This window comes from Pseudorhodoferax sp. LjRoot39, assembly GCF_964253035.1.
Classification (GTDB): domain Bacteria; phylum Pseudomonadota; class Gammaproteobacteria; order Burkholderiales; family Burkholderiaceae_C; genus Pseudorhodoferax.
Genome location: NZ_CAXUQL020000001.1, coordinates 1,171,028 through 1,193,216, shown reverse-complemented (window position 1 = coordinate 1,193,216; position 22,189 = coordinate 1,171,028). Strand labels below are relative to the sequence as shown.

Genomic DNA, 22,189 nt, shown 5'->3' with positions numbered 1-22,189 from the left:
GCGACAACGTCGGCAGCGGAAGAAGAAGCAGCGGAATCTGGGGTCATGGTCTCACCTGGGCATCCGATCGGGCGATCAAAGGGCCGGTGAGCGTCGTTGCGGATGCAGTGTCCCAAGCCTGACGGGCGCCTGTGGATGGCCCGCTGCAACGCTCCTTGGGAAGGGGTGGGATTCTAGCTAGTCGGGCTCGACCACGTAGTCCGGAAACTGAAGCCGGATCTCCTCGACGGCCGAGAGCGTGCCCGACAGGTGCGTGCGCAGAGCCTCCTGCGCCGCCGCCGCATCGCCCACCGCGATGGCCTCGGCGATGGCGCTGTGGTCGCGCAGGATGGATTCGGTCTTGCCTGCCGTGGGCAGGTGCAGCCGGCGCAGCCGGTCCACATGGCCCGAGACGCGCGCGACGAGGCCGACCAGCGCCGCCATGTCGGCCGCCGCATAGAGCAACTGGTGGAACTGCCGGTCGGCCGCGACGAACTGGCCGTATTCCTGGGCCTGGGCCAGCGCCTGCTGCAGGGCGATCTGGCGGCGCAGCGCCGCGACCAAGCCATCCGGCCGGCGCAGCGCCAGTTCGCGCACGAGTTCCAGCTCGATCGAGCGCCGCAGGAAATGCGCCTGCCGCGCCGCCCGCAGGTCGATGCGGCTGACCAGTGTGGCGTGCTGCGGAAACACGTCGACCAACCCCTCCTCGGCCAGCCGCAACAGCGCCTCGCGCACGGGCGTCTGGCTCAGGCCGAACTGCTCGGCCAGCGCCTGGCGCGCCAGCACGGTCCCTGGCGCGAGTTCCAGTTCCAGGATAGCCTCGCGCAGCCGCTCCAGCACCTGTGGCGCAGCCAGGCGCTGGCGGTCCAGGCGGATCTTGGGCAGGGCATTCATGGCGGGCGATTCTGCATTGACGTACTAATATATTAGTGTTTCAATCCCGTTCCAGCAAGCTGGACCGCAGTACACAAGGAGATGACATGCACCGTCGCACCCTCGTCCAAGGCGCCATCGCCACCCTGGCCGGCAGCACCCTGGCACTGCCCGCACTGGCCCAGGGCAGTTGGCCCACCGGCAAGGCGATCACCTACATCGTCCCGTTCCCGCCGGGAGGGAACACCGACACGCTGGCCCGCGTGATCGCGCCTGCACTGTCCACTGCGCTGGGCACGCCCGTGGTCATCGACAACAAGGGCGGTGCCGGCGGCAGCGTGGGTTCGGCCCTCGCGGCGCGCGCGGCGCCGGACGGCTACACCATCCTGGGCGGCACCATCAGCTCGCACTCCATCAACGGCAGCCTGTATTCCAAGCTCGACTACGACCCGGTCAAGTCCTTCGCGCCCGTCGCCATGCTGGGCTCCGGGCCGCTGGTGCTGGTGGTCAACGCGAACAGCCCCTACAAGACCCTGAACGACGTGCTGGCCGCGAGCCGCGCCAAGCCAGGCGGCCTGTCGTCGGCATCGCCCGGCAACGGCACCTCGCCACACATGGCGATGGCCCTCTTGAGCTACCAGTCCGGCGTGGCGTTCACGCACGTGCCCTACAAGGGCAGCGCGCCGGCCGTGCAGGACCTGGTCGGCGGCCAGGTCGACATGATGTTCGACACCACGCTGATCGTCGGCCCGCACATCCAGTCGGGCAAGCTACGGCCCATCGCGGTCAGCAGCGCCAAGCGGCTCGAATCGCTGCCCGACGTGCCCACCATCGCCGAAGCCGGCCAGAAGGGGTTCGACATGGGCTCGTGGCAGGCCGTGTTCGCACCGGCCGGCACGCCCAAGGCCATCGTCGACCGGCTGCACGCAGAGATCATGAAGATCGTCGCCACGCCCGAGGTGCAGGCCCGGCTCAAGGGCTTCGGCATGCTGCCGTCCGACATGACGCCGGCCCAGCTCGGCGACTACCAGAAGAGCGAGGTCGACAAGTGGGCCAAGGTGATCAAGGCCGCCGGCATCAAGGCTGAATAGACCTCCCCACAGACACCCCACGATGACACAACGCACCTACGACAGCCTGCGCAGCGCGCGCTGGTTCGCCCCCGACGACTTCCGCTCCTTCGGCCACCGCTCGCGCGTGCTGCAGATGGGCTATGGCTACGAGGACTGGAAGGGCAAGCCCATCATCGCCATCGTCAACACCTGGAGCGATGCCAACCAGTGCCACACGCACTTCAAGCAGCGCGTGGAAGACGTCAAGCGCGGCGTGCTGCAGGCGGGAGGGTTCCCGCTGGAGCTGCCGGCCATCAGCCTGTCGGAAAGCATGGTCAAGCCCACCACCATGCTCTACCGCAACTTCCTCGCGATGGAGACCGAGGAGCTGCTGCGCAGCCACCCGGTGGACGGCGCCGTGCTGATGGGCGGCTGCGACAAGACCACGCCGGGCTTGACCATGGGCGCGCTCAGCATGGGCATCCCCTTCATCTACCTGCCGGCCGGCCCCATGCTGCGCGGCAACTGGAAGGGCCAGGTGCTGGGCTCGGGCTCGGACGCGTTCAAGTACTGGGACGAGCGCCGCGCCGGCCGCTTGAGCGACCAGGCCTGGAACGAAATGGAAGCCGGCATCGCGCGCAGCCACGGCACCTGCATGACCATGGGAACGGCCGCCACGATGATGGGCATCGCCGAATCCATCGGCCTGACCTTGCCCGGCGCCAGCAGCATCCCGGCCGCCGACGCCAACCATGTGCGCATGAGCGCCGAATGCGGGCGCCGCATCGTCGACATGGTCTGGGACGACCTGACGCCCGCGAAGATGCTCACGCGCGCCAACTTCGAGAACGGCATCGCCTGTGCCATGGCCATGGGCTGCTCAACCAACGCCATCATCCATCTGATCGCGATGTCGCGCCGGGCCGGCCACCCCGTGAGCCTGGACGACTTCGATGACTTCAGCCGCCGCGTGCAGGTCATCGCCAACATCCGGCCCAGCGGCGACGCCTACCTGATGGAAGACTTCTTCTACGCGGGTGGCCTGCGCGCGATGCTGGAACGCATCCGCCCGCACCTCAAGACCGACGCCCTGACCGTCAACGGCAAGACCATCGGCGAGAACATCGCCGGCAGCGAGGTCTACAACGACGACGTGATCCGTCCGCTGGACAACCCCATCTACGCCGAAGGCGCGCTGGCCGTGCTGCGCGGCAACCTGGCGCCCGACGGCGTGGTCATCAAGCCCAGCGCGGTGGCGCCGCACCTGCTGCGCCACACCGGCCGTGCATTGGTCTTCGACGACTACCCCAGCCTCAAGAAAGCCGTGGACGACCCGGATCTGGACGTGACGGGCGACGACATCCTGGTGCTGCGCAACGCAGGTCCCTTGGGCGCCGGCATGCCCGAGTGGGGCATGCTGCCGATCCCGACCAAGCTGCTCAAGCTGGGCGTGAAGGACATGCTGCGCCTGTCGGACGCGCGCATGAGCGGCACGAGCTACGGCGGCTGCCTGCTGCACTGTTCGCCCGAGGCCGCCATCGGTGGCCCGCTGGCCTTGGTGAAGACCGGCGACCGCATCACAGTCGACGTGCCGGCCCGCACCATCCACCTCGAGATCTCCGACGAGGAGATGGCCGCCCGCCGCGCCGCCTGGACAGCCCCGCCGCCCCGCTACGAGCGCGGCTACGGCTGGATGTTCGGCCGCCACATCAAGCAGGCCAACGAGGGCTGCGACTTCGATTTCCTGGAGACGACCTTCGGCAAGCCCGTCCCAGAGCCCGATATTTTTTGAACCCGGAGACCTCCGCATGAAGCAAGAAACCCGCGACCGGCTGATGAAGGTCAGCACCGCCACCCTGTGCACCGCCCTGTTCAAGCGCGGCCTGCGCAACCAGATGGTCCAGGACGTGCGCCCGCTGAACCCCAACGGCCCCAACATGGTCGGCGAGGCCTTCACGCTGCGCTACATGCCGGCGCGCGAGGACCGCAACGGCATCGAGGTGTTCCAGAACCGCGACCATCCGCAGCGCAAGGCCGTGGAAGACTGCCCGCCCGGCGCCGTGATGGTCATCGACAGCCGCAAGGACGCGCGCGCCGCCTCGGCCGGCGGCATCCTGGTGGCGCGCCTGATGCAGCGCGGCGTGGCCGGCGTGGTGACCGACGGCGGCTTCCGCGACAGCCCCGACATCGCCAAGTACGCCATGCCGGCCTACCACCGCCAGCCCAGCGCGCCGACCAATTTGACGCTGCACGAGGCCATCGAGATCAACGGCCCGATCGGCTGCGGCGACGCGCCGGTGTTCCCGGGCGACGTGGTCGTCGGCGACGCCGAAGGCGTGCTGGTCATCCCCGCACACCTGGCCGACGAGATCGCGGCCGAGGCCACCGAGATGACGGTGTTCGAGGACTTCGTGCAGGAGAAGGTCATGGAAGGCCGCAGCATCCTGGGCCTGTACCCGCCGACCGAAGAGAAGAGCCGCACGGACTTCGCCGAATGGCGCAAGGCCAAGGGCCGCTGAGAGTCCAACCACCTGGAGGAGACATGCAACGCAGAACATTCGCCCTGGCCGCCACGCTGGTGCTTGCCGCCCCCGCCTTCGCCCAGACCTTCCCGACCAAGCCCATGACCATCGTCGTGCCCGCCTCCCCGGGCGGCGCGATCGACCTGGCCGCGCGCCTGATCGGCCAGAAGTTCACCGAGGCCTGGGGCCAGCCGGTCGTCATCGAGAACAAGACCGGCGCCACCGGCGTGATCGGCACCGACTTCGTGGCCAAGAGCGCGCCCGACGGCCATGTGCTGGCGCTGGTGGCCAGCAGCCACGCCATCAACCCCAGCATGTTCAAGAAGCTGCCGTTCGACACGGTCAAGAGCTTCGAGCCCGTGGTGCAGACGCACACCGTGCCGCTGGTGCTGGTGGTCGCGCCCGATGCGCCGTTCAAGACCATGCAGGACGTGATCGCCTTCGGCAAGAAGAACCCGGGCCAGCTCAGCTTCGCGTCCAGCGGCAACGGTGGCGCGCCGCATTTCTCGGGCGAGCTGTTCCAGAGCATGGCTGGCCTGCAGATGCAGCACATCCCCTACAAGGGCAGCACGCTGGCGCACCCGGACCTCATGAGCGGCCGCGTCTCCATCATGTTCGACACGCTGGCCGCGACCAGCGCCCAGATCAAGGGCGGCAAGCTGCGCGCGCTGGCCGTGACCACGCCCAAGCGCCTGCCGGCCTTCCCCGACGTACCCACGGTGGCCGAAGCCGGCCTGCCCGGCTACGAGACCAGCACCTGGGGCGGCCTGCTGGCCCCGGCCGGCACGCCCAAGGCCGTGGTTGCCAAGCTGGCGGCCGAGACCACGCGCATCCTGGCCCTGCCCGACGTGCGCGAGCGCATGCTGGCCGCCGGCGTGGAGCCGGTGGGCGGCACGCCCGAGCAGTTTGCGGCCTTCATCGGCAGCGAGATGGTCAAGTGGGGCAAGGTGGCGAAGGCAGCGGGCATCGAGCCGGAGTGAGCGCCGGGGCGGTGCGCCATGCACCGCCATGGGACATCGTCAGGTGCGCGCCAGGCTGCAGCGGCAGCGGTACAGGTGGGTGCACAGCACGTCCCAGCGTTCGGAAATCGCCTGCTGGGGCACGCCGCCGGAGCGCCCGCCCAGCGGCCGCTCCTCTGACGCGTCTGCACGTGAACCCGGGCCAGACCTGGGGCGCTCACCGTCCCAGGTCCGCGATGCAGAGCGAGATCTGCCTGTTCTCATCGCGACACCTCCATTCGGAAGACAGTGCCGCTGAATGCAAGAGTGATGCCGGCTCGCGATCAGCCCAGGCCCTGCTGCGCCACCAGCTCCAGCACGATCTTGCGCACCCCCTTCACATGCGCCGCCACGGCGCGCGCGGCCGCCTCCGCATCACCCTTCCGGCACGCCGCCAGGATCACGCGGTGGTCTTCGTTCGAGCTGCGGTTGAAACCCGCCAGTGACAGCTGCATGAACGACATGCGCTGAATGTGCCCCTGCAGCATGGCCAGGATCTGCTTGGACAGCGGGCGCTGCGCCGGGCCGTAGAGCAGGTCGTGGAAACGCACGTTGAGTTCGCTGAAGGCCCAGGCCGTGCCGGCCTTGTCCATGGCGCGCACCAGGCGCTCGGCTTCGTCGAGGTCGGCGCGCGTGAGCAGCGGCGCGGCCGTGCGCATGAGGCTGGGCTCGACCAAGAGGCGCAGCTCGAAGGCGTCCTTGAGCTGGTCCAGCGTCGGCGCCTGCACGAGTGCACCACGGTTCAGCGGCAGCTCGACGAAGCCCTGGGCCTGCAGCGTGCGCAGTGCCTCGCGCAGCGGGATCTTGCTGACCTGGAACTCGGCCGCCAGCTCGTCCTGGCGCAGCGCCTGGCCCGGGTGGAAGATGCCGCGCACGATGGCCTGGTGCAGCACGGCCACGATGTCGTCGGTGCTGAAGCGACCGCCCAGCGCTGCGCGCTGCTCGGCCACCAGGCGCTGCAGCGGCGTGGCCGCCTCAGGCGCTGCGGCCCGCATGCCCGGCATGGATGGTCTCGCGCACGAAGCTGCAGATGCTGTTGAACACCGGGTCTTCCTGCATCTGCGGCCGGCGCGGGCGCGCGAAGGGCACGCGGATGTCGGCCACGATGCGCGAGGGCCGCGCGTTCATCACCAGCACGCGGTCGGACAGGTAGACCGCCTCGCGGATGCTGTGCGTGATGAACACGGCCGTCTTGTGCACCTGGTCCCAGAGCTGGGCCAGCATGAGGTTCATGTCGTCGCGCGTGATCGCGTCCAGCGCCGAGAAGGGCTCGTCCATCATGAGCAGGCGCGGGTCGTTGACGAGGCCGCGGCAGATCGCCACGCGCTGGCGCATGCCGCCCGAGAGTTCGGCCGGGCGCTTGTCGCGGAAGTCCCAGATGCCGGTGAGCCGCAGCAGCCGCTCGGCCTCGGCGCGGTAGTCGGCCACCACGCGCTTCTGCGTGCGGATCGGGAACAGCACGTTGTCCAGCACGCTCTTCCAGGGCAGCAGCGTGGCGTCCTGGAACACGTAGCCGAAGTCGCGGCGCGGCGCGGTGACGGGCTCCCCGCCGACCAGGATGCGGCCCGCGCTGGGATTCTCGAGCCCGCCGACCATGGACATCAGCGTGCTCTTGCCGCAGCCACTGGGACCGACCAGGCTCAGGAAGTCGCCCTCGGCCACGTCGAAATCGGCATGCTGCACGGCATGGACGGCGCCGTTGCGCGTGGCGTAGGTCTTGTGCACGTTCTGCACGGACACATAGGCCTGGCCGCGCTCGGCCGGGGTCGCGAGCGGCTGCAGCCAGGAAGGGGAAACGGAAGACATCAGGCGCCAAACTTCTGTTGCATCCAGCGCTCCAGGCCCGCGACGAGCCCGTAGAACGCCAGTCCGAACACGCACAGCACGAGGATGGCCGCGAGGATCAGCGCCGTGTCGGCCTGGGCCGAGGCGAACAGGATCAGGTAACCGAGGCCGGCCTGCGAGGTGATGAACTCGCCCACGATCACGCCGATGATGGCGAAGGTGGTGGCGATCTTCATGCCGCTGAACACATAGGGCAGCGCATGCGGCAGCCGCACCGAAGTGAACACCTGCCAGGGCGTGGCCGTCAACGCGCGGCACAGGCGCAGCAGCGACTTGTCGACATGGTCCAGCCCGGCCAGCGTGGCGATCACGACCGGGAAGAAGCTGATGAACACCGAGAAGGTCAGCCGCGACTGGAAGCCGATGCCCAGCCAGACGATGAACAGCGGCGCCAGCGCGATCTTGGGGATCAGCTGGAACAGCACGACGTTGGGGTACAGCATGTCGCGCATGAGGGCCGAGGTGGACAGCAGCGCGGCCAGCGCCACGCCCAGCACCGAGGCGATGGCGAAGCCCGCCAGGCTTTCCCAGACCGTGGGCCAGGCGTGCTGCAGGAGCAAGGGCAAGGTCTCCACCAGGCGCTGCGCGATCGCGCTGGGCGCGGGCAACAGCACCTCGCGGATCGCGAAGCCGCGCACCACGGCCTCCCACAGCGCCAGCGTGGCCAGCGCGAACAGCAGCGGCAGCACGATGCGCCGCGGCGTCAGTCCGTCGTTCACGCGGGCAGTCCTTCAAAACAGGCCACCGCGTCGTCGGTCGACATCGTCCAGCCGAAGAACTTCTCGGTGTTGAACACACTGGCGTCGAACACAGACTGCGCGCCGGCCTGCAGCGTGGCGTCGGCCACCATCACGGCGAAGAACTCGCGGTGGAAGGCATCGCGCACGGCGGTCTCCACGCAGACATTGGTGTTGACGCCGACGAACACCAGCGTGGTGATGCCGTGCGCGCGCAGCAGCATCTCGAGGTTGGTGCCGGCGAAGGCGCTGTAGCGCGGCTTGTCGACCACGGGCTCGCCAGGCAGCGGCTGCATGGGTTCGACGAAGGCATGGTCCCAGCTGCCGCGGATCAGCAGCTGCGCGCCGGGGTGGCTGCGCATGTACTTGAGCGGGTTGGACTTGTGCCACATCGGCGACGTCGCCGGGCCGGCCTCGGCCAGGCTCTCGGTCCAGCCGTTGCGCACGTGCACGACCATGAGACCTGCCGCCCTTGCCGCCGCAAGCACGCGCGCGGCGCGTTCGACCACGGGCGGGCTGCCCGCGATGTCGAAGCCCGCCAGGTCCAGATAGCCGCCCGGCGAAAGGTAGCCGTTCTGCATGTCGATGACGACCAGCGCGGTCTGCGCGCGCTCGGCCGCCAGCGGCTCGGGCCGCGTGGGCAGCGTGAACGGCATCAGGCCAGGCCGAGCATCTTGTTGTACGGCGCCACGTTCTTGCGGATCTGCTCCCACTCGGCGCTGCTGAGCTTGATCTTGCCGACGAAGCGGTTGGTGGCCAGGTCTTCGGGCACCAGCGGCTTGGCATCGGCCGTCAGCGCGCCGGCGCGCGCGGCCAGCGAGATCATGCCGGCCAGCGTGGGGATGCTGCTCCAGCCCATGCCGTGCTCGATGGCCTCGGGCGCGACCATGGTGGCCTGGGCCAGGCCCTGGGAGATCTTGGCATTCTCCTTGCCGCCCTTGGCCATGCCGATCTCGGGCTGGGCCTTGTAGAGGATCTCCAGCGATTCCTCGGGCTTCTTGAGGGTGTAGACCACGGATTCGAGGATGCCGTCGACCATGGCCTGGCACAGGCCGGCGTCGGCCTCGATGGTCTCGCGCCGCGCGATGACCTGGGCTGCGTAGAGCTGCACGCCGGTCTTGGCCCAGGGGATGAAGCGCGTCTTCACGCCCAGCGAGTCGAGCACCGGGATGCTGGACGAACCGATGGCGGTGATGGCGTCGACCTGCTTGTCCATCAGTGCGCGCTCGATCAGGCGCGCATCGAGCTGCTGGCGCGTGACCTTGCCGAGGTCGATGCCGGTCTTGGCCGCGTAGGCCGTCCAGTACGGCGACTCGGCGGAGGTGGCGACCGTGCCCACGCGCTTGCCTTCGAAATCTTTGGGCGCGCGGATCGGCGAATCCTCCAGCACCAGGTTGCCCATCAGCGCGTCGTAGCCCACGGTGGCCAGGGCCTGCAGCGGCAGGCCGCGCGCCATGTTTACGAGCGTGCCGCCGAAGAACACCACGCCCAGGTCGAACTGCTTGTTGGCCACGGCCTGCGCCGCGGCCACCGAGCCGTTGCCGCGCGAGACCGTGAGGTCGATGCCGCGCTTCTTGAAGTAGCCCAGTTCCTTGCCGACCATGGGCCAGTAGTTGGAGCCGTTGACGACCCAGGGCAGCGTGATGCTGATGGGGCGCGTCTGCGCGAACACAGGCGCGGCCACGGCGCCGCAGGCCACAGCGCCGGCTGCCTGCAACAGGCGGCGGCGCGACAGGGAACGGGAAGGGCTGGGCGAAGAGGTCATGGCGGCTCCGGAGGGGCGGGGATGGCGGACGCGGTGCACCGACCCGGGGCGGGCCATGCACCAAAACGTATACGATTGGCGATACGTTGCGGGCTACGCCCTGAAACGCAAGTTGCGTACCAAACGCCCTGCTCCGGGCTTCACGCCCGCCGAACCCAGCCCTCGGGCACAGCCTGCAGCAGCGGGCTGTCGAACACACCGAACACCTGGGCCGCACGCTGCGGCCCCAGCACCTCGGCCCAGCGCCGGCCCTGGCACATGGCCACACCCACGCCCAGCACGGTGGCGCCTGCGGCCGCCAGCAGATTCCACGGCGCGGCGATGGTGCTGCCGCTGCTGACCGCATCGTCCACCAGCACCACGCGCTTGCCGCGCACCAGCGGCAGCAGATTGGGATCGAGGTAGACGCGCTTGCCGGCCGTGGGCGTGGTGATGGACTGCACGGCGCCCGAGAGCGCCTCGTCGTACCAGAACTTGCGCGAGTAGCCCAGCGGCACCATGCGCGACAGGCCGAGCCGGCGCGCCACGATGGGCGCGAAGGACAGACCCAGCGTGGGCACGCCCACCACCGCCTCGGGCTGGAGCGGCGCCAGCCGCTCGGCCAGCAACTCGCCCAGCGCATCGATCACGTCCAGCGCGGCCTGGTTGCAGATCAGCGAGGCCACGGCGTGTTCGGGCTGGCCCGCCATCTGGCGGATCGGGAGCACCAGCACGCGGCCGTCGGGCAGGCGCGCCGGGTAGCCGTACTGCCAGGGGCCGTCGGCCGGGCCGGCCGCGGTGGCGGGCAGGATCTGCTGCCAGTAGCCGGTGGTCGGCTCGGTGAAATGGGGAGTGGTCATGGCGGGCGGTCGACAAGGGCGCGGTGGGTGTAGCAGGCCGCGTGCCCGCCCGCCGTCAAGCGCCGGCGAAGCCGCGCAGGGCGCGGCACAGTGCGCTGTCCGGCTGCTCCAGGGGCACCATGGCCTCGAAGTGGTCGGCGCCCGGCAGTGCCAGCAGTTCGCTGCGGTTGCCGGCCTGCTGCCAGGCCGCGTGCAGGCCCTGCGACTGCTGCGCGAAGGCGGCCTGCTCGGCGTCGCCCCAGGCCAGCAGCAGCGGCGTCGCGCAGGGCCGCACCCGGTGCATGGGGGAGTTGCGGCGCACGCTGCCCTCGTCCAGCTGGATCAGCGGCTGCAGGTAGCTGTAGCGCAGCGGCGCGATGTCGTACAGGCCCGAGAGCAGCGCGGCACCGGCAAACGGATCGTCGGGCAGGCCGTAGTCGGCGCACCAGGGCGTGGTCAGCAGCATGGCGCCCAGGTGGCCGCCGGCCGAGCTGCCGCCGATGACGACGCGGCCCGGGTCGCCGTTGAACTCGGCGATGTGGCGCAGGGTCCAGGCAGCCGCCGCGCGCACCTGGCGCACCAGCTCGTCCAGCGTGACCGTGGGACACAGCGCGTAGTCGATCACCACCGTGGTGAAGCCCATGGCCTGCGGGCCCAGGGCCACGCAGCTAAAGTCGCGCGCGGCGCGGGCGCGCCAGTAACCGCCATGGACGAAGAAGAACACGGGCGCGCCGGGCTGCGCGGCCGGGAAGATGTCCAGCGTCTCGGCCAGCGTGGGGCCGTAGGGCACGCCGAGCCGGTGCGGCAAGGTGCGCCGGGCCTCTTCGCTGCGCTCGGCGAAATGGCGGTTGGACGCCGCGGCATCGTGGGCCCGGCGGAACGGGTCGTAGGCCTCGTCGATCTCCGGCTGGCTGGCGAAGCCGTGGGGAAAGGTGAAGGCCATGGTGGGCCGTTCAGGCCGCGGCCGGGTAGAACGCCGTGCGTGCCGGCACCGCGCGCGTGGCCAGCGGCGCCACCGCCTGGCCGATGGCCGCGATGTGCTCGGGCGTGGTGCCGCAGCAGCCGCCCACGATGTTGACCAGGCCTTCGGCCGCGAACTCGTGCAGCAGCTTGGAGGTGTCGGCCGGCGTCTCGTCGAAGCCGGTGTCGCTCATGGGGTTGGGCAGGCCGGCGTTCGGGTAGCAGCTGATGAAGGTGTCCGGCGCGACGCGGTTGAGCTCCTGGATGTACGGGCGCATCAGCGCGGCGCCCAGCGCGCAGTTCAGGCCGATGGCCAGCGGCTGGGCATGGCGCACGCTGTGCCAGAAGGCCGTCACGGTCTGGCCCGACAGGATGCGGCCCGAGGCATCGGTCACGGTGCCGCTGATCAGGATGGGCAGGCGCTGGCCGCTGGCCTCGAAGTACTCGTCCACCGCGAACAGCGCGGCCTTGGCGTTGAGCGTGTCGAAGATGGTCTCGACCAGGATCACGTCGGCACCGCCCTCGACCAGGGCTTCGGTCTGCTCGTAGTAGGCCGCACGCAGCGCCTCGAAATCGACATTGCGCGCACCCGGGTCGTTCACGTCGGGGCTGATGCTGGCGGTCTTGGGCGTGGGCCCCAGGGCGCCGGCGACGAAGCGCGGCTTGTCGGGCGTGCTGTATTTGTCGCAGGCGGCGCGGGCCAGCCTGGCGCTTTCCAGGTTCATCTCGCGCGCCAGGTGCGCCATCTCGTAGTCTTCCTGCGCGACCGTGGTGGCGCCGAAGGTGTTGGTCTCGATGAGGTCGGCGCCGGCTGCAAGGTAACGCTCGTGGATGTCGGAGATCACATCGGGACGGGTCAGCGAGAGCAGCTCGTTGTTGCCCTTCACGTCCTTGTGGAAGTCCTTGAAGCGCTCGTACTGGGAGGCGAAGGGGGCCCTCACCCCTTCCCCGCGGTACTGCGCTTCGGTCAGCTTGAAGCGCTGGATCATGGTGCCCATGGCGCCGTCGAGGATAGCGATGCGCCGGGCGAGGATGTCCGGCAGTTGCTGGGCGCGGGTGTAGGCGGGAAGCTTCATGGTGGGGGCGATTGTAGAAAGCGCCTTGTGGCAGCGCAGCGCGCTAGCATCGCAGCCCTGCATGCCCAGCGCCTTTCCCTCCACTCCCCTGCAACCCGGCCTCATGGTGCTGCACGGCAACCGGCCGGAAGACCTGCGCCAGCTGCTCGTGGCCTGGCTGCGACGCCACCCGCTGGCGCCGCTGGAGAACGAGGTCGTGCTGGTGCAGAGCAACGGCATCGCGCAGTGGCTCAAGCTGGCGCTGGCCGCGCACCCCGACGACCCCGCGGGCGGCGGCCTGGGTATCACGGCGGCCACCCAGCTGCAGCTGCCCGCGCAGTTCCTGTGGCGCGCCTACCGCGCCGTGCTGGGTGCCGACGCCGTGCCCGAGCGCTCGCCGCTGGACGAGGCGCCGCTGACCTGGCGGCTCATGCGCCTGCTGCCCGATCTGCTGGGGCAGCCGGGCTTCGAACCGCTGACCCGCTTTCTGGCCGACGACGCCGACCTGCGCAAGCGCCACCAGCTGGCCCAGCGCCTGGCCGACCTGTTCGACCAGTACCAGGTCTACCGCGCCGACTGGCTGGAAGACTGGGCGGCGGGGCGCGACGTGGTGCGCAACCTGCGCCGCGGCGAACATGCCCTGCCCGCCGACCAACGCTGGCAGGCCCTGCTCTGGCGCGCGCTGATCTTGGATGCCGGCGCCGCCGGCCAGGCCGGCAGCCGCGCCGGCGTGCACCAGCGCTTCATCGCCGCATTGCAGGCGCACAGCGGCCCGGCGCCGGTCGCACTGCCGCGCCGCGTGGTGGTGTTCGGCATCTCGGCGCTGCCCGCGCAGACGCTGCAGGCGCTGGCCGCGATCGCGGGCGTGGCCCAGGTCATGCTGTTCGTGCACAACCCCTGCCGCCACCACTGGACCGACATCGTGGCCGACCAGGACCTGCTGCGCGGACCCTACCGCCGCCAGGCGCGCCGGGCCGGCATGCCCGCCCAGCTCGACGAGGCCACGCTGCACCAGCACGCCCACCCGCTGCTGGCAGCCTGGGGCAAGCAGGGCCGCGACTACCTGCACCTGATCGACAGCTTCGATGCGCCCGACCAGTACCGCGCGGCCTGGTCGGGTGTGGGCAGCGGCCGCATCGACCTGTTCAGCGACGACGCCGCCCCCGCCGGCCTGCTGCAACAGCTGCAGGACGACATCCTGGACCTGCGCCCGCTGGCCGAGACGCGCGCGCGCTGGCCCGCGGTCGACACTGCGCAGGACCGCTCGCTGCGCTTGCACAGCACGCACTCGGCCCAGCGCGAGATCGAGGTGCTGCACGACCAGCTGCTGGCCCGCTTCGACGCCGACCCCACGCTGCAGCCACGCGACGTGATCGTGATGCTGCCCGACGTGGACGCCTACGCGCCGCACATCGAGGCCGTCTTCGGCCGCCTGCCGCGGGCCGACGCACGCCACATTCCCTACACCGTGGCCGACCAGGGCCGGCGCGGCCAGGAGCCGCTGCTGGTGGCGCTGGAGCTGCTGCTGCAGCTGCCCGACAGCCGCTTCGCCGCCAGCGACGTGCTGGACCTGCTGGAGGTCGGCGCGCTGCGCGCGCGCTTCGGCCTGGACGACGAGGCCCTGCCCCAGCTCAAGCGCTGGATCGCGGGCGCGGGCGTGCGCTGGGGCCTGGACGCCGCCCAGCGCGCGCAGCAAGCGCTGGGCGCGGCCGGCGAGGTCAACAGCTGGCGCTTCGGCATCTCGCGCATGCTGCTGGGTTTCGCGGTCGGCGAGGGCGAGGCCTTTGATGGCATCGCGCCCTACGACGAGATCGGCGGGCTCGACGCCGCTGCACTGGGCCCGCTGGCCGCGCTGCTGCGCGCGCTCGGTGAGACGCTCGCCACCTTGAACGACCCCGCCCCGCCACTGCAGTGGGCCGAGCGCCTGCGCGCGCTGCTGCAAAGCTTCTTCGCGCCCGTGGACGCGCGCGAGCAGCTGCGCGTGCAGCAGCTGCTGCAGGGCCTGGACCAGTGGCTGGACGAATGCTCGGACGCCGGCTTCGACCAGCCGCTGCCGCTGGCCGTGGTGCGCGAACGCTGGCTGGCCGTGCTCGAGCAGCAGGGCCTGCAGCAGCGCTTCATGACGGGCGGCGTGAGCTTCTGCACGCTGATGCCCATGCGCGCGATCCCGTTCCGCGTGGTCTGCCTGCTGGGCATGAACGATGGCGACTTCCCACGCCCCATGGTGCATGCCGACTTCGACCTCATGCAGGGCGACTGGCGCCCCGGCGACCGCTCGCGCCGCGACGACGACCGCTACCTGTTGCTCGAGGCCCTGCTGTCGGCGCGCGAGCAGCTCTACATCAGCTGGGTTGGCCGCAACGTGCGCGACCACAGCGCGCGCGCCCCCAGCGTGCTGATCGGCCAGCTGCGCGACCACCTCGCGGCCGGCTGGCAGACGGCCGACGGCGCCGACCTGCTCCAGGCCCTGACGACCGAGCACCCGCTGCAGCCCTTCAGCCCGCGTTACTTCGCACCCGACGCACCGGCCGCTCCCGCCATCGACGGTCTCTACAGCTACGGCCGCGAATGGCAGGCCGCCCATGGGCAGACCGCCCCCGCGCGCGGCCCTGGCGCGCCGTTGGCGGCCTGGCAGCCAGAGAACGCCCAGCCGCTGCGCCCGCTGGCCGACTTCCTCGCCCAGCCCGTGGAGGCCTTCTTCCGCCAGCGCCTGCAGACCGGCCTGGCGCTGCACGCCGAGGACACGCAGGACGACGAGGCCTTCGGCCTGGACAGCCTGCAGCAATGGACGCTGGAGCGCGATCTGCGCGCCGCGCTGCAGCCCTGGTGCGACACCCAGCCGAGCCCCGCCGCCGCGCGTGCCGGCCTGGCCGACGCACTGGCCGAACAGACCGCCGCGCTCGCCCGCGCCGGCCAGCTGCCGCTACAGGCCTTCGGCCGGATCGCCGAAAGTGCGCTGGCCCAGCCGCTCCTGCGCACGCTGGGCCACTACCTGGACGCGCTGGACGGCTGGCCCGCGCTGGAGGACCAGCGCCACGCGCTGCGCTGGACCGATCCGGCCACGGCCATCGCCTTCGACGATGCGCTGCCGCAGCGCCGCCTGCCTGCGGATGCCGAGCAGCTGCCGGCCTGCCTGGTGTTGGCCAACGGCCGGCTGCACAAGGGCCCCACGCTGGCCTGGCACCACATCGTGCGGCACTGGCCCACGCACCTCGCGCTGCAGATCGCCGCCGGCCCCACGCTCACGCTGCTGGCCAGCGAATCGGGCCTGCTGCGCCTGCCCGCACTCGACGCCGAAGCCGCCAGGGCCACGCTGTCCGCGCTCGTGCAGGCCTGGGCCGCGGGCCTGGCCGAGCCGCTGCCCGTGGCCTGCAAGACCGCGTTCGCGGTGCTGGCCGGCGAGCCGCGCAACGCGCAGGCGCTCTACGAAGGCGGCCAGCACGCGAGCGGCGAAGGCCAGCGCCCGGCGCTTGCGCGCGTGTTCGCCGATTTCGCCGCGCTGCAGGCCGCGCAGACGGCCGATGGCCGCGGCCTGCAGGACTGGAGCGAGGCGCTGTACGGGCCGCTCTGGCGCGCCCTGGGCGGGGCGCACGGGGGCCAGCCGGCGGAGGACGCCGCATGAGCGACGTGCAAGCCCTGGACCCCCTGCACTTCCCACTGCACGGCCAGCGCCTGATCGAGGCCAGCGCCGGCACCGGCAAGACCTACACCATCGCGCTGCTGTACCTGCGCCTGGTGCTGGGCCATGGCACTGACGGCGCGGCCTTCGCGCGCGCGCTGACGCCACCCGAGATCCTGGTCGTGACCTTCACCGAGGCCGCCACGCAGGAGCTGCGCGAGCGCATCCGCGCGCGGCTGGACGAGGCCGCGCGCGTGTTCGCGGGCGAGGCCGAGCCCGCGCCCGGCGACGTGCTGGACGCGCTGCGCGCCGACTTCCCGCCCGCGCAATGGCCGGCCTGCGCGCACCGCCTGCGCGTGGCCGCGCAGTGGATGGACGAGGCGGCCGTGGCCACCATCCACGGCTGGGCCTGGCGCATGCTGCGCGAGCACGCCTTCGACAGCGGCAGCCTGTTCCGCCAGACCCTGCAGACCGACCTGGCCGAGCTGCAGCAGCGCGTGCTGCAGGACCACTGGCGCCGCCATTACTACCCGCTCGCGGCACCGGCGGCGCAGATGCTGTTGCAGTGCTTCGCCAATCCCGAGGCGCTCTGGAAGGCCGTCGAGCCGCTGCTGCGCCGCGAGGATGCGCTGCTGCAGTTGCAGGGCAGCGCGCTGCCCGAGGCCGACGACGCGCTGGCCGCGCTGCACGCCGCGGGCGCGGCGCGCCAGCACGCCGATGCGCTGGAGCACACGGCGCGCACCGCCTGGGCCGCCGCGCGCGAAGACCTCGAACGCCTGTGGCACGCCGCCCGGCCCCACCTGAGCAGCACCAGCTACCGCAGCAAGGACGACGAGGCCGTCTTCGCCGGCTGGCTGCAGGCCCTGGCCGACTGGAGCCAGGGCGCGCCCGCGCCCAGGAACATCGCGCTGTTCGGCCTGGCCGGCGCCCGGCTCAAGAAGAACCAGCAGCTGCCCGAGCATCCCGCGCTACACGCCCTCGACGCGTGGCTGGAGGCCAGCGAAGGCATCGCCATCGACGAACTGCGCGCCCGCCTGGCCGCGCAGGCCGCCCACGCGCTGCGCGCGGCCCTGGCCGCCGAGAAGCTGCGCCGGGCCGAGCTCGGCTTCGACGACCTGCTGCAGCAGCTGGACGGCGCGCTGCACGGCGACGGCGGCGCGGCGCTGGCCGCGCGCATCCGCGCGCAGTTCCCGCTCGCGCTGATCGACGAGTTCCAGGACACCGACCCTGTGCAGTACCGCATCTTCCGGCGCATCTACGCCGTGGACGGCGGCGAACGCGCTGACCGCGACAGGGGCCTGGTCATGATCGGCGACCCCAAGCAGGCCATCTACGGCTTCCGCGGTGCCGACATCCGCACCTACCTGCGCGCGCGCCGCGATGTCGGCGACGCCCTCTACGCGCTGGACACCAACTACCGCTCCACCGCGGCCGTGGTGCGCGCCGTCAACCATGTGTTCCTGCACGCCGAGCAGCAGCCGCGCGCGGCCTTCCGCTTCGCGCAGGATGGCGACAACCCGGTGCCCTTCGTGCCCGTGCAGGCCGAGGGCCGGCCCGAGTGGCTGCAGATCGACGGTGCGCCGGCGGCCGCGCTGACGCTGTGGTCGCTGGAGCCACCGCACGATGCCGACAAGCCGCGCGTGGGCAGCGCCGAGTACCGCAGCCGCATGGCCGAGACCAGCGCCAGCGCCGTCGTGCATTGGCTGCGCGGCGCCGACGCGGGCCGCACCGGCTTTGTCCACTGGGACAGTCTGCAGCCGCTGCGCCCGGCCGACATCGCCGTGCTCGTGCGCAGCGGCAGCGAGGCCGATGCCGTGCGCGCGGCACTCGCGGCGCGCGGACTGCGCAGCGTCTACCTGTCCGACCGCGCCTCGGTGTTCGCCACGCCCGAGGCGCAGGACCTGCTGCACTGGCTGCGCGCCTGCGCGCTGCCTTCCGACGAAGCCCTGCTGCGCAGCGCCCTGGCCACGCGCACCCTGGACATGCCGCTGGCCGAGCTGGCCCGACTGCGCGAGGACGAACTGGCCTGGGAGGCCCTGGCGCTGCGCTTTCGCGCGCTGCGCGAGCTGTGGCAGCGCCACGGCGTGCTGCCCATGCTGCACCAGCTGCTGCACGACTTCGGCCTGCCTGCACGCTGGCTGGCCGAGCCGGGTGGCGAACGCCGGCTGACCAACGTGCTGCACCTGGCGGAGTGGCTGCAGCGCCGCGCCATGGAACTCGACGGCGAGCATGCGCTGCTGCGCGCGCTGGCCGAGCGCCTGGCCCATCCCGAGGGCGAGGAAGACATCCTGCGGCTGGAGAGCGATGCCGCGCTGATCAAGGTCGTCACCATCCACAAGTCCAAGGGCCTGGAGTACCCGCTGGTGCTGCTGCCCTTCATCAGTGCCTGGCGCGAAACGCGCAGCGGCAAGCAGGAAACGCTGGGCTTTCATGACACCGCGGCCGACGCGCGCGTGCTCGAACTGGACGGCCAGTACACCCAGGCCCGCGCCCTGGCCGAGGAAGAGCGGCTGGCCGAGGACCTGCGCCTCCTGTACGTGGCGCTCACCCGCGCGCGCCACGGCCTGTGGCTGGGTGTGGCGCCGCTGGCCCCCGGCAACGCCGGCAAGCCCCAACTGCACCGCAGCGCGCTGGGCCATGTGCTTTCGGGCGGCGCCCCCATCGACGACCTGGCCGGCTACCGCGCCCAGCTGCAGGCCCTGGCCGCGGGCTGCGCCGACATCGCGCTGGAAGCCGCGCCCGTGCCCGACGACGCGACCTGGCAGGCCGCCGCGCCGCCGCCCGTGGGGCCGGCGCGCCAGCCGCAGCGCCAGGGCCATGCGCCCTGGTGGATCGCGAGCTACTCGGCGCTGGTACAGCAGCTCGGCGCCACGGCGGCCGAGCCGGAGGACGCACGCCAGGACCAGGCCCTGGAAGAGGCCGAGCCCGCCGACGAAGCCGAGAGCCCGCGCGCGCCGGCAGCCGGCAGCTGGCACGCCTTCCCGCGCGGCGCCGAGCCCGGCAGCTTCCTGCACGGCCTGCTGGAATGGTGCGCACTGCAGGGTTTTGCCAAGGTCGTGGCGCAGCCGCAGGCGCTGCGCGACCTCGTCGCGCGCCGCTGTGCCGTGCGCGGCTGGGAGGCCTGGATCGCTCCCCTGTGCGACTGGGTGTTGCGCTGGCTGCAGCTGCCGCTCGTGCTGCCCGGTCACGCGGCGCCCGCGGCGCTGGACGGCCTGGCCCAGTACCAGACCGAACTCGAATTCTGGTTCCCCATCCACCGGGCCGACACGCGCGCCATCGACGCGCTCGTCACGGCCCACACCTTCGATGCCGCCCCGCGCCCGGCCCTGGCCGGCACGCGGCTGGCCGGCATGCTCAAGGGCTTCATGGACCTGGTGTTCGAGCACGAGGGCCGCTACTGGGTGGCCGACTACAAGTCGAACTGGCTCGGCCCCGATGCCCGCGCCTACGACGCCGCCGCCATGCAGCAGGCCCTGCTCGCGCACCGCTACGACGTGCAGTACCTGCTCTACGTGTTCGCGCTGCACCGGCTGCTGGGTGCACGGCTGCCCGATTACGACTACGACCGCCATGTGGGCGGCGCGCTGTACCTGTTCCTGCGTGGGGCCGAGGCTGACACGCAGGGCGTGTTCGCGACGAAGCCGCCACGCGCCTTGATCGAGGCCCTGGACACCCTGTTCCGCCGTGATCCTGGATCCGGCAGTTGACCGCTCGCTGCCTATCAGAAGAGCCGCATGAACATTGCCCTTGGCCCCTTCGAATGCCCTCAACTGCGGGGTGATCGCGCTATGCGCCCGCCAGCACCGCGCTCGGCCCGCCATGCGGCGTTGCTCCTCCTGGCGCACAGAAGTGCGCTGCGTCGTCGCGCCTTGCATGACGTGCCGATCACGGCACCGTCGAGCGCATCCAACTGCCGGATCCAGGATGAACCAGCCTGATTTGTTCGACGCCCCGGCCCCGCCGCTGGACGACTGCGCCGCACTGCTGGCCGACCTCGGCGAATGGGTGGAGCACGGCTGGCTGCGCGAGCTGGACCGCAGCTTCGCGCTGTTCCTGCACGAACTCGACCCCGCCGCCGGCGCCCCGCTGCTGCTGGCCGCCGCGCTGGCCAGCCACCAGCTGGGCCGCGGCCATGTCTGCCTGGACCTGCAGGCCGCGCTGGCCGACAGCCCGGCCAGCCTCTCGCTGCCGCCCGCCCACGCGCCTGACGCACCGCTCGCGCGCACGCCCAGCCAGTGGCTGCAGGCGCTGCGGCTGGGCGACTGGTGCGCCGCGCTGCGCGCCAGCCGGCTCTGCGAGGCCGGCCCCGGCAACGCGCCGCTGGTGCTGCAGGGCCCGCGTCTGTACTTGCGCCGCTACTGGCAACACGAGCGCGAGGTGCGTGCGCTGGTCGGCGCGCGGCTCGCGCCCGAGCCGGTGGCGCCGGCCGCGCAGATCCGGCCCGTGCTCGATGCGCTGTTCACGGCAGACGCCCCGGACTGGCAGAAGCTGGCCTGCGCGCTGGCCCTGCGCCAGCGCTTCGCCATCGTCACGGGCGGCCCCGGCACGGGCAAGACCACCACCGTCGTGCGTCTGCTCGCGCTGCTGCAGTCCATGGCCCTGCAGGGCGGCGGCGAGCCGCTGCGCATCCGCCTGGCCGCGCCCACGGGCAAGGCCGCGGCGCGGCTGGCCGAATCCATCCGCGGCGCGCTGGACCGCCTGCCCTGGCGCGCGCTGCCGCATGGCGAGGCGCTGCGCCCGCACGTGCCCAGCGCCGCCACCACGCTGCACCGGCTGCTGGGCAGCCAGCCCGAGAGCCGGCATTTCCGCCACCACGCCGGCAACCCGCTCGCGCTGGACGTGCTGGTCGTCGACGAGGCCTCCATGGTCGACCTGGAGATGATGGCCCGGCTGCTGCAGGCGCTGCCGCCCGGCGCCCGCCTGGTGCTGCTGGGCGACAAGGACCAGCTGGCCTCGGTGGAGGCAGGCGCCGTGCTCGGCGAGCTGTGCAGCCGCGCGCAGGAAGGCCACTACGACGCCGCCACCGCGCAATGGCTGCAGGAGGCCGCCGGCCAGCAGCCGCCGCCCGCGCTGCAGGACGCCACCGGCCAGCCACTGGACCAGGCGATCGCCATGCTGCGCGTGAGCCACCGTTTCACAGCCGACAGCGGCATCGGCCAGCTGGCCCAGGCCGTCAACGCCGGCGACAGCCGCGCCGCCCAGGCCCTGTGGCGCGCAGGCAGGGACGACCTGCGCAGCTGCCGCCTGAGCCAGCCGCCCGCCCTTCTCGCGCAGGATGCCAAGCTGCGCGCGCTGGTGCTGGCCGAGCGCGCTGCGCCCTTCGGCCATGCGCACTACCTGCGCCGCATGCACGCCACGCGCCCGGCCGATGGCGCCGGCACCGCGGCCTGGGATGCCTGGGCCGGCGACCTGCTGCAGGCGCTGGGGCGCTTCCAGCTGCTCTGCGCGCTGCGCGAAGGCCCTTGGGGCGTGACGGGCCTCAATGCGACAGTGGCCGAACTGCTGCGCGAGGCCGGCCTGCTGCAGGGCACGCAGGGCTGGTTCGCGGGCCGGCCCGTGCTGGTCACGCGCAACGACTACGGCCTGTCTTTGATGAACGGCGACGTGGGCCTGACGCTGGACCTGCCCGCGCCCGAGCCGGGCGCGCCGCCCGTGCGCCGCGTCGCCTTCCCGGCCGGCGACGGCAGCGGGGCCGTGCGCTGGGTGCTGCCGGCCCGGCTGCAGGCCGTGGAGACCGTGTTTGCGATGACGGTGCACAAGTCGCAGGGCTCGGAGTTCGAGCACGCCGCGCTGGTGCTGCCGGACCAGGGCAACCCCGTGCTCACGCGCGAGCTGGTCTACACCGGCATCACGCGCGCCAAACGTTGGTTCACGCTGGTCGGTGGCGCACGCGCGCATGGCGCCGTGCTGAACGAGGCCATCGGCCGCCGCGTTTTGCGCGCCAGCGGCCTGATGGCCGGGTGACA

At 71.6% G+C, this 22,189-nt stretch carries 16 protein-coding genes and 1 riboswitch; of the genes, 7 read left to right on the top strand and 9 right to left on the bottom strand.

From position 1 onward, the window contains the following. Positions 1–81: 81 nt before the first annotated feature. Positions 82–163: riboswitch (S-adenosyl-L-homocysteine riboswitch) on the bottom strand. 14 nt (positions 164–177) lie between these two features. Then, a complete protein-coding gene (locus tag ACSQ4M_RS05670; RefSeq protein WP_436188623.1) occupies positions 178–873 on the bottom strand; it encodes a GntR family transcriptional regulator in 696 nt (231 codons plus the stop codon). 86 nt (positions 874–959) lie between these two features. Here ACSQ4M_RS05670 and ACSQ4M_RS05665 point away from each other — a divergent pair, with 86 nt between their 5' ends. From ACSQ4M_RS05665 to ACSQ4M_RS05650, 4 genes are read left to right on the top strand one after another with little or no spacing between them, the layout of a single operon-like run. Next, entirely contained in the window at positions 960–1,943 is a 984-nt protein-coding gene (locus tag ACSQ4M_RS05665; RefSeq protein WP_436188622.1) for a Bug family tripartite tricarboxylate transporter substrate binding protein, read from the top strand. A 22-nt stretch (positions 1,944–1,965) separates the two neighbouring features. Continuing rightward, positions 1,966–3,696, top strand: a complete 1,731-nt coding sequence (gene araD, locus ACSQ4M_RS05660) for an L-arabinonate dehydratase (protein WP_436188621.1) — start codon at positions 1,966–1,968, stop codon at positions 3,694–3,696. A gap of 16 nt (positions 3,697–3,712) precedes the next feature. Then, positions 3,713–4,423, top strand: a complete 711-nt coding sequence (locus ACSQ4M_RS05655) for a ribonuclease activity regulator RraA (RefSeq protein WP_436188620.1) — start codon at positions 3,713–3,715, stop codon at positions 4,421–4,423. 23 nt (positions 4,424–4,446) lie between these two features. Beyond that, positions 4,447–5,406, top strand: coding sequence for a tripartite tricarboxylate transporter substrate binding protein (locus ACSQ4M_RS05650; protein ID WP_436188619.1), 960 nt, complete (start codon positions 4,447–4,449; stop codon positions 5,404–5,406). 302 nt (positions 5,407–5,708) lie between these two features. Here the strand turns inward: ACSQ4M_RS05650 and ACSQ4M_RS05645 are convergent, their stop codons facing one another. The 8 genes from ACSQ4M_RS05645 to ACSQ4M_RS05610 form a co-directional block, all read right to left on the bottom strand. After that, positions 5,709–6,428, bottom strand: a complete 720-nt coding sequence (locus ACSQ4M_RS05645; RefSeq protein WP_436188618.1) for a GntR family transcriptional regulator — start codon at positions 6,426–6,428, stop codon at positions 5,709–5,711. Beyond that, positions 6,400–7,230 carry an ABC transporter ATP-binding protein gene (locus tag ACSQ4M_RS05640; protein WP_436188617.1) on the bottom strand — a complete coding sequence of 277 codons (831 nt, stop codon included), beginning with the start codon at positions 7,228–7,230 and terminating at the stop codon, positions 6,400–6,402. The genes ACSQ4M_RS05645 and ACSQ4M_RS05640 overlap by 29 nt, the downstream gene beginning before the upstream one ends. Then, positions 7,230–7,988 (bottom strand): ABC transporter permease, encoded by a 759-nt coding sequence (locus ACSQ4M_RS05635; RefSeq protein ID WP_436188616.1) that lies wholly within the window; start codon positions 7,986–7,988, stop codon positions 7,230–7,232. Before ACSQ4M_RS05635 ends, ACSQ4M_RS05640 begins: the two co-directional genes overlap by 1 nt. Beyond that, the gene (locus ACSQ4M_RS05630; protein ID WP_436188615.1) at positions 7,985–8,662 is read right to left on the bottom strand and encodes an isochorismatase family protein; all 678 of its coding nucleotides are present in this window, start codon (positions 8,660–8,662) and stop codon (positions 7,985–7,987) included. Before ACSQ4M_RS05630 ends, ACSQ4M_RS05635 begins: the two co-directional genes overlap by 4 nt. Then, complete coding sequence (locus tag ACSQ4M_RS05625) at positions 8,662–9,771, bottom strand: ABC transporter substrate-binding protein (RefSeq protein WP_436188614.1); 1,110 nt, start codon at positions 9,769–9,771, stop codon at positions 8,662–8,664. Before ACSQ4M_RS05625 ends, ACSQ4M_RS05630 begins: the two co-directional genes overlap by 1 nt. Positions 9,772–9,911: 140 nt before the next feature. After that, positions 9,912–10,610 (bottom strand): phosphoribosyltransferase, encoded by a 699-nt coding sequence (locus ACSQ4M_RS05620; protein WP_436188613.1) that lies wholly within the window; start codon positions 10,608–10,610, stop codon positions 9,912–9,914. 55 nt (positions 10,611–10,665) lie between these two features. Continuing rightward, the gene (locus tag ACSQ4M_RS05615) at positions 10,666–11,532 is read right to left on the bottom strand and encodes an alpha/beta hydrolase (protein WP_436188612.1); all 867 of its coding nucleotides are present in this window, start codon (positions 11,530–11,532) and stop codon (positions 10,666–10,668) included. Between the two features lie 10 nt (positions 11,533–11,542). Beyond that, complete coding sequence (locus ACSQ4M_RS05610) at positions 11,543–12,625, bottom strand: homocysteine S-methyltransferase family protein (protein WP_436188611.1); 1,083 nt, start codon at positions 12,623–12,625, stop codon at positions 11,543–11,545. Positions 12,626–12,686: 61 nt separating this feature from the next. Here ACSQ4M_RS05610 and recC point away from each other — a divergent pair, with 61 nt between their 5' ends. The 3 genes from recC to recD all read left to right on the top strand — a co-directional run bounded on the left by recC (position 12,687) and on the right by recD (position 22,187). Then, a complete protein-coding gene (gene recC / locus ACSQ4M_RS05605) occupies positions 12,687–16,226 on the top strand; it encodes an exodeoxyribonuclease V subunit gamma (RefSeq protein WP_436188610.1) in 3,540 nt (1,179 codons plus the stop codon). Further along, the gene (gene recB / locus ACSQ4M_RS05600; RefSeq protein ID WP_436188609.1) at positions 16,223–19,930 is read left to right on the top strand and encodes an exodeoxyribonuclease V subunit beta; all 3,708 of its coding nucleotides are present in this window, start codon (positions 16,223–16,225) and stop codon (positions 19,928–19,930) included. Before recC ends, recB begins: the two co-directional genes overlap by 4 nt. Positions 19,931–20,147: 217 nt before the next feature. Continuing rightward, positions 20,148–22,187 (top strand): exodeoxyribonuclease V subunit alpha, encoded by a 2,040-nt coding sequence (recD, locus tag ACSQ4M_RS05595; protein WP_436188608.1) that lies wholly within the window; start codon positions 20,148–20,150, stop codon positions 22,185–22,187. Positions 22,188–22,189 lie beyond the last annotated feature (2 nt).

What these genes read in the sequence shown, in the direction of transcription:
- ACSQ4M_RS05670 (WP_436188623.1), bottom strand. Translation starts at nt 873, where the DNA reads ATGAATGCCCTGCCCAAGATCCGCCTGGACCGCCAGCGCCTGGCTGCG.
- ACSQ4M_RS05665 (WP_436188622.1), top strand. Translation starts at nt 960, where the DNA reads ATGCACCGTCGCACCCTCGTCCAAGGCGCCATCGCCACCCTGGCCGGC.
- araD (WP_436188621.1), top strand. Translation starts at nt 1,966, where the DNA reads ATGACACAACGCACCTACGACAGCCTGCGCAGCGCGCGCTGGTTCGCC.
- ACSQ4M_RS05655 (WP_436188620.1), top strand. Translation starts at nt 3,713, where the DNA reads ATGAAGCAAGAAACCCGCGACCGGCTGATGAAGGTCAGCACCGCCACC.
- ACSQ4M_RS05650 (WP_436188619.1), top strand. Translation starts at nt 4,447, where the DNA reads ATGCAACGCAGAACATTCGCCCTGGCCGCCACGCTGGTGCTTGCCGCC.
- ACSQ4M_RS05645 (WP_436188618.1), bottom strand. Translation starts at nt 6,428, where the DNA reads ATGCCGGGCATGCGGGCCGCAGCGCCTGAGGCGGCCACGCCGCTGCAG.
- ACSQ4M_RS05640 (WP_436188617.1), bottom strand. Translation starts at nt 7,230, where the DNA reads ATGTCTTCCGTTTCCCCTTCCTGGCTGCAGCCGCTCGCGACCCCGGCC.
- ACSQ4M_RS05630 (WP_436188615.1), bottom strand. Translation starts at nt 8,662, where the DNA reads ATGCCGTTCACGCTGCCCACGCGGCCCGAGCCGCTGGCGGCCGAGCGC.
- ACSQ4M_RS05625 (WP_436188614.1), bottom strand. Translation starts at nt 9,771, where the DNA reads ATGACCTCTTCGCCCAGCCCTTCCCGTTCCCTGTCGCGCCGCCGCCTG.
- ACSQ4M_RS05620 (WP_436188613.1), bottom strand. Translation starts at nt 10,610, where the DNA reads ATGACCACTCCCCATTTCACCGAGCCGACCACCGGCTACTGGCAGCAG.
- ACSQ4M_RS05615 (WP_436188612.1), bottom strand. Translation starts at nt 11,532, where the DNA reads ATGGCCTTCACCTTTCCCCACGGCTTCGCCAGCCAGCCGGAGATCGAC.
- ACSQ4M_RS05610 (WP_436188611.1), bottom strand. Translation starts at nt 12,625, where the DNA reads ATGAAGCTTCCCGCCTACACCCGCGCCCAGCAACTGCCGGACATCCTC.
- recC (WP_436188610.1), top strand. Translation starts at nt 12,687, where the DNA reads ATGCCCAGCGCCTTTCCCTCCACTCCCCTGCAACCCGGCCTCATGGTG.
- recB (WP_436188609.1), top strand. Translation starts at nt 16,223, where the DNA reads ATGAGCGACGTGCAAGCCCTGGACCCCCTGCACTTCCCACTGCACGGC.
- recD (WP_436188608.1), top strand. Translation starts at nt 20,148, where the DNA reads ATGAACCAGCCTGATTTGTTCGACGCCCCGGCCCCGCCGCTGGACGAC.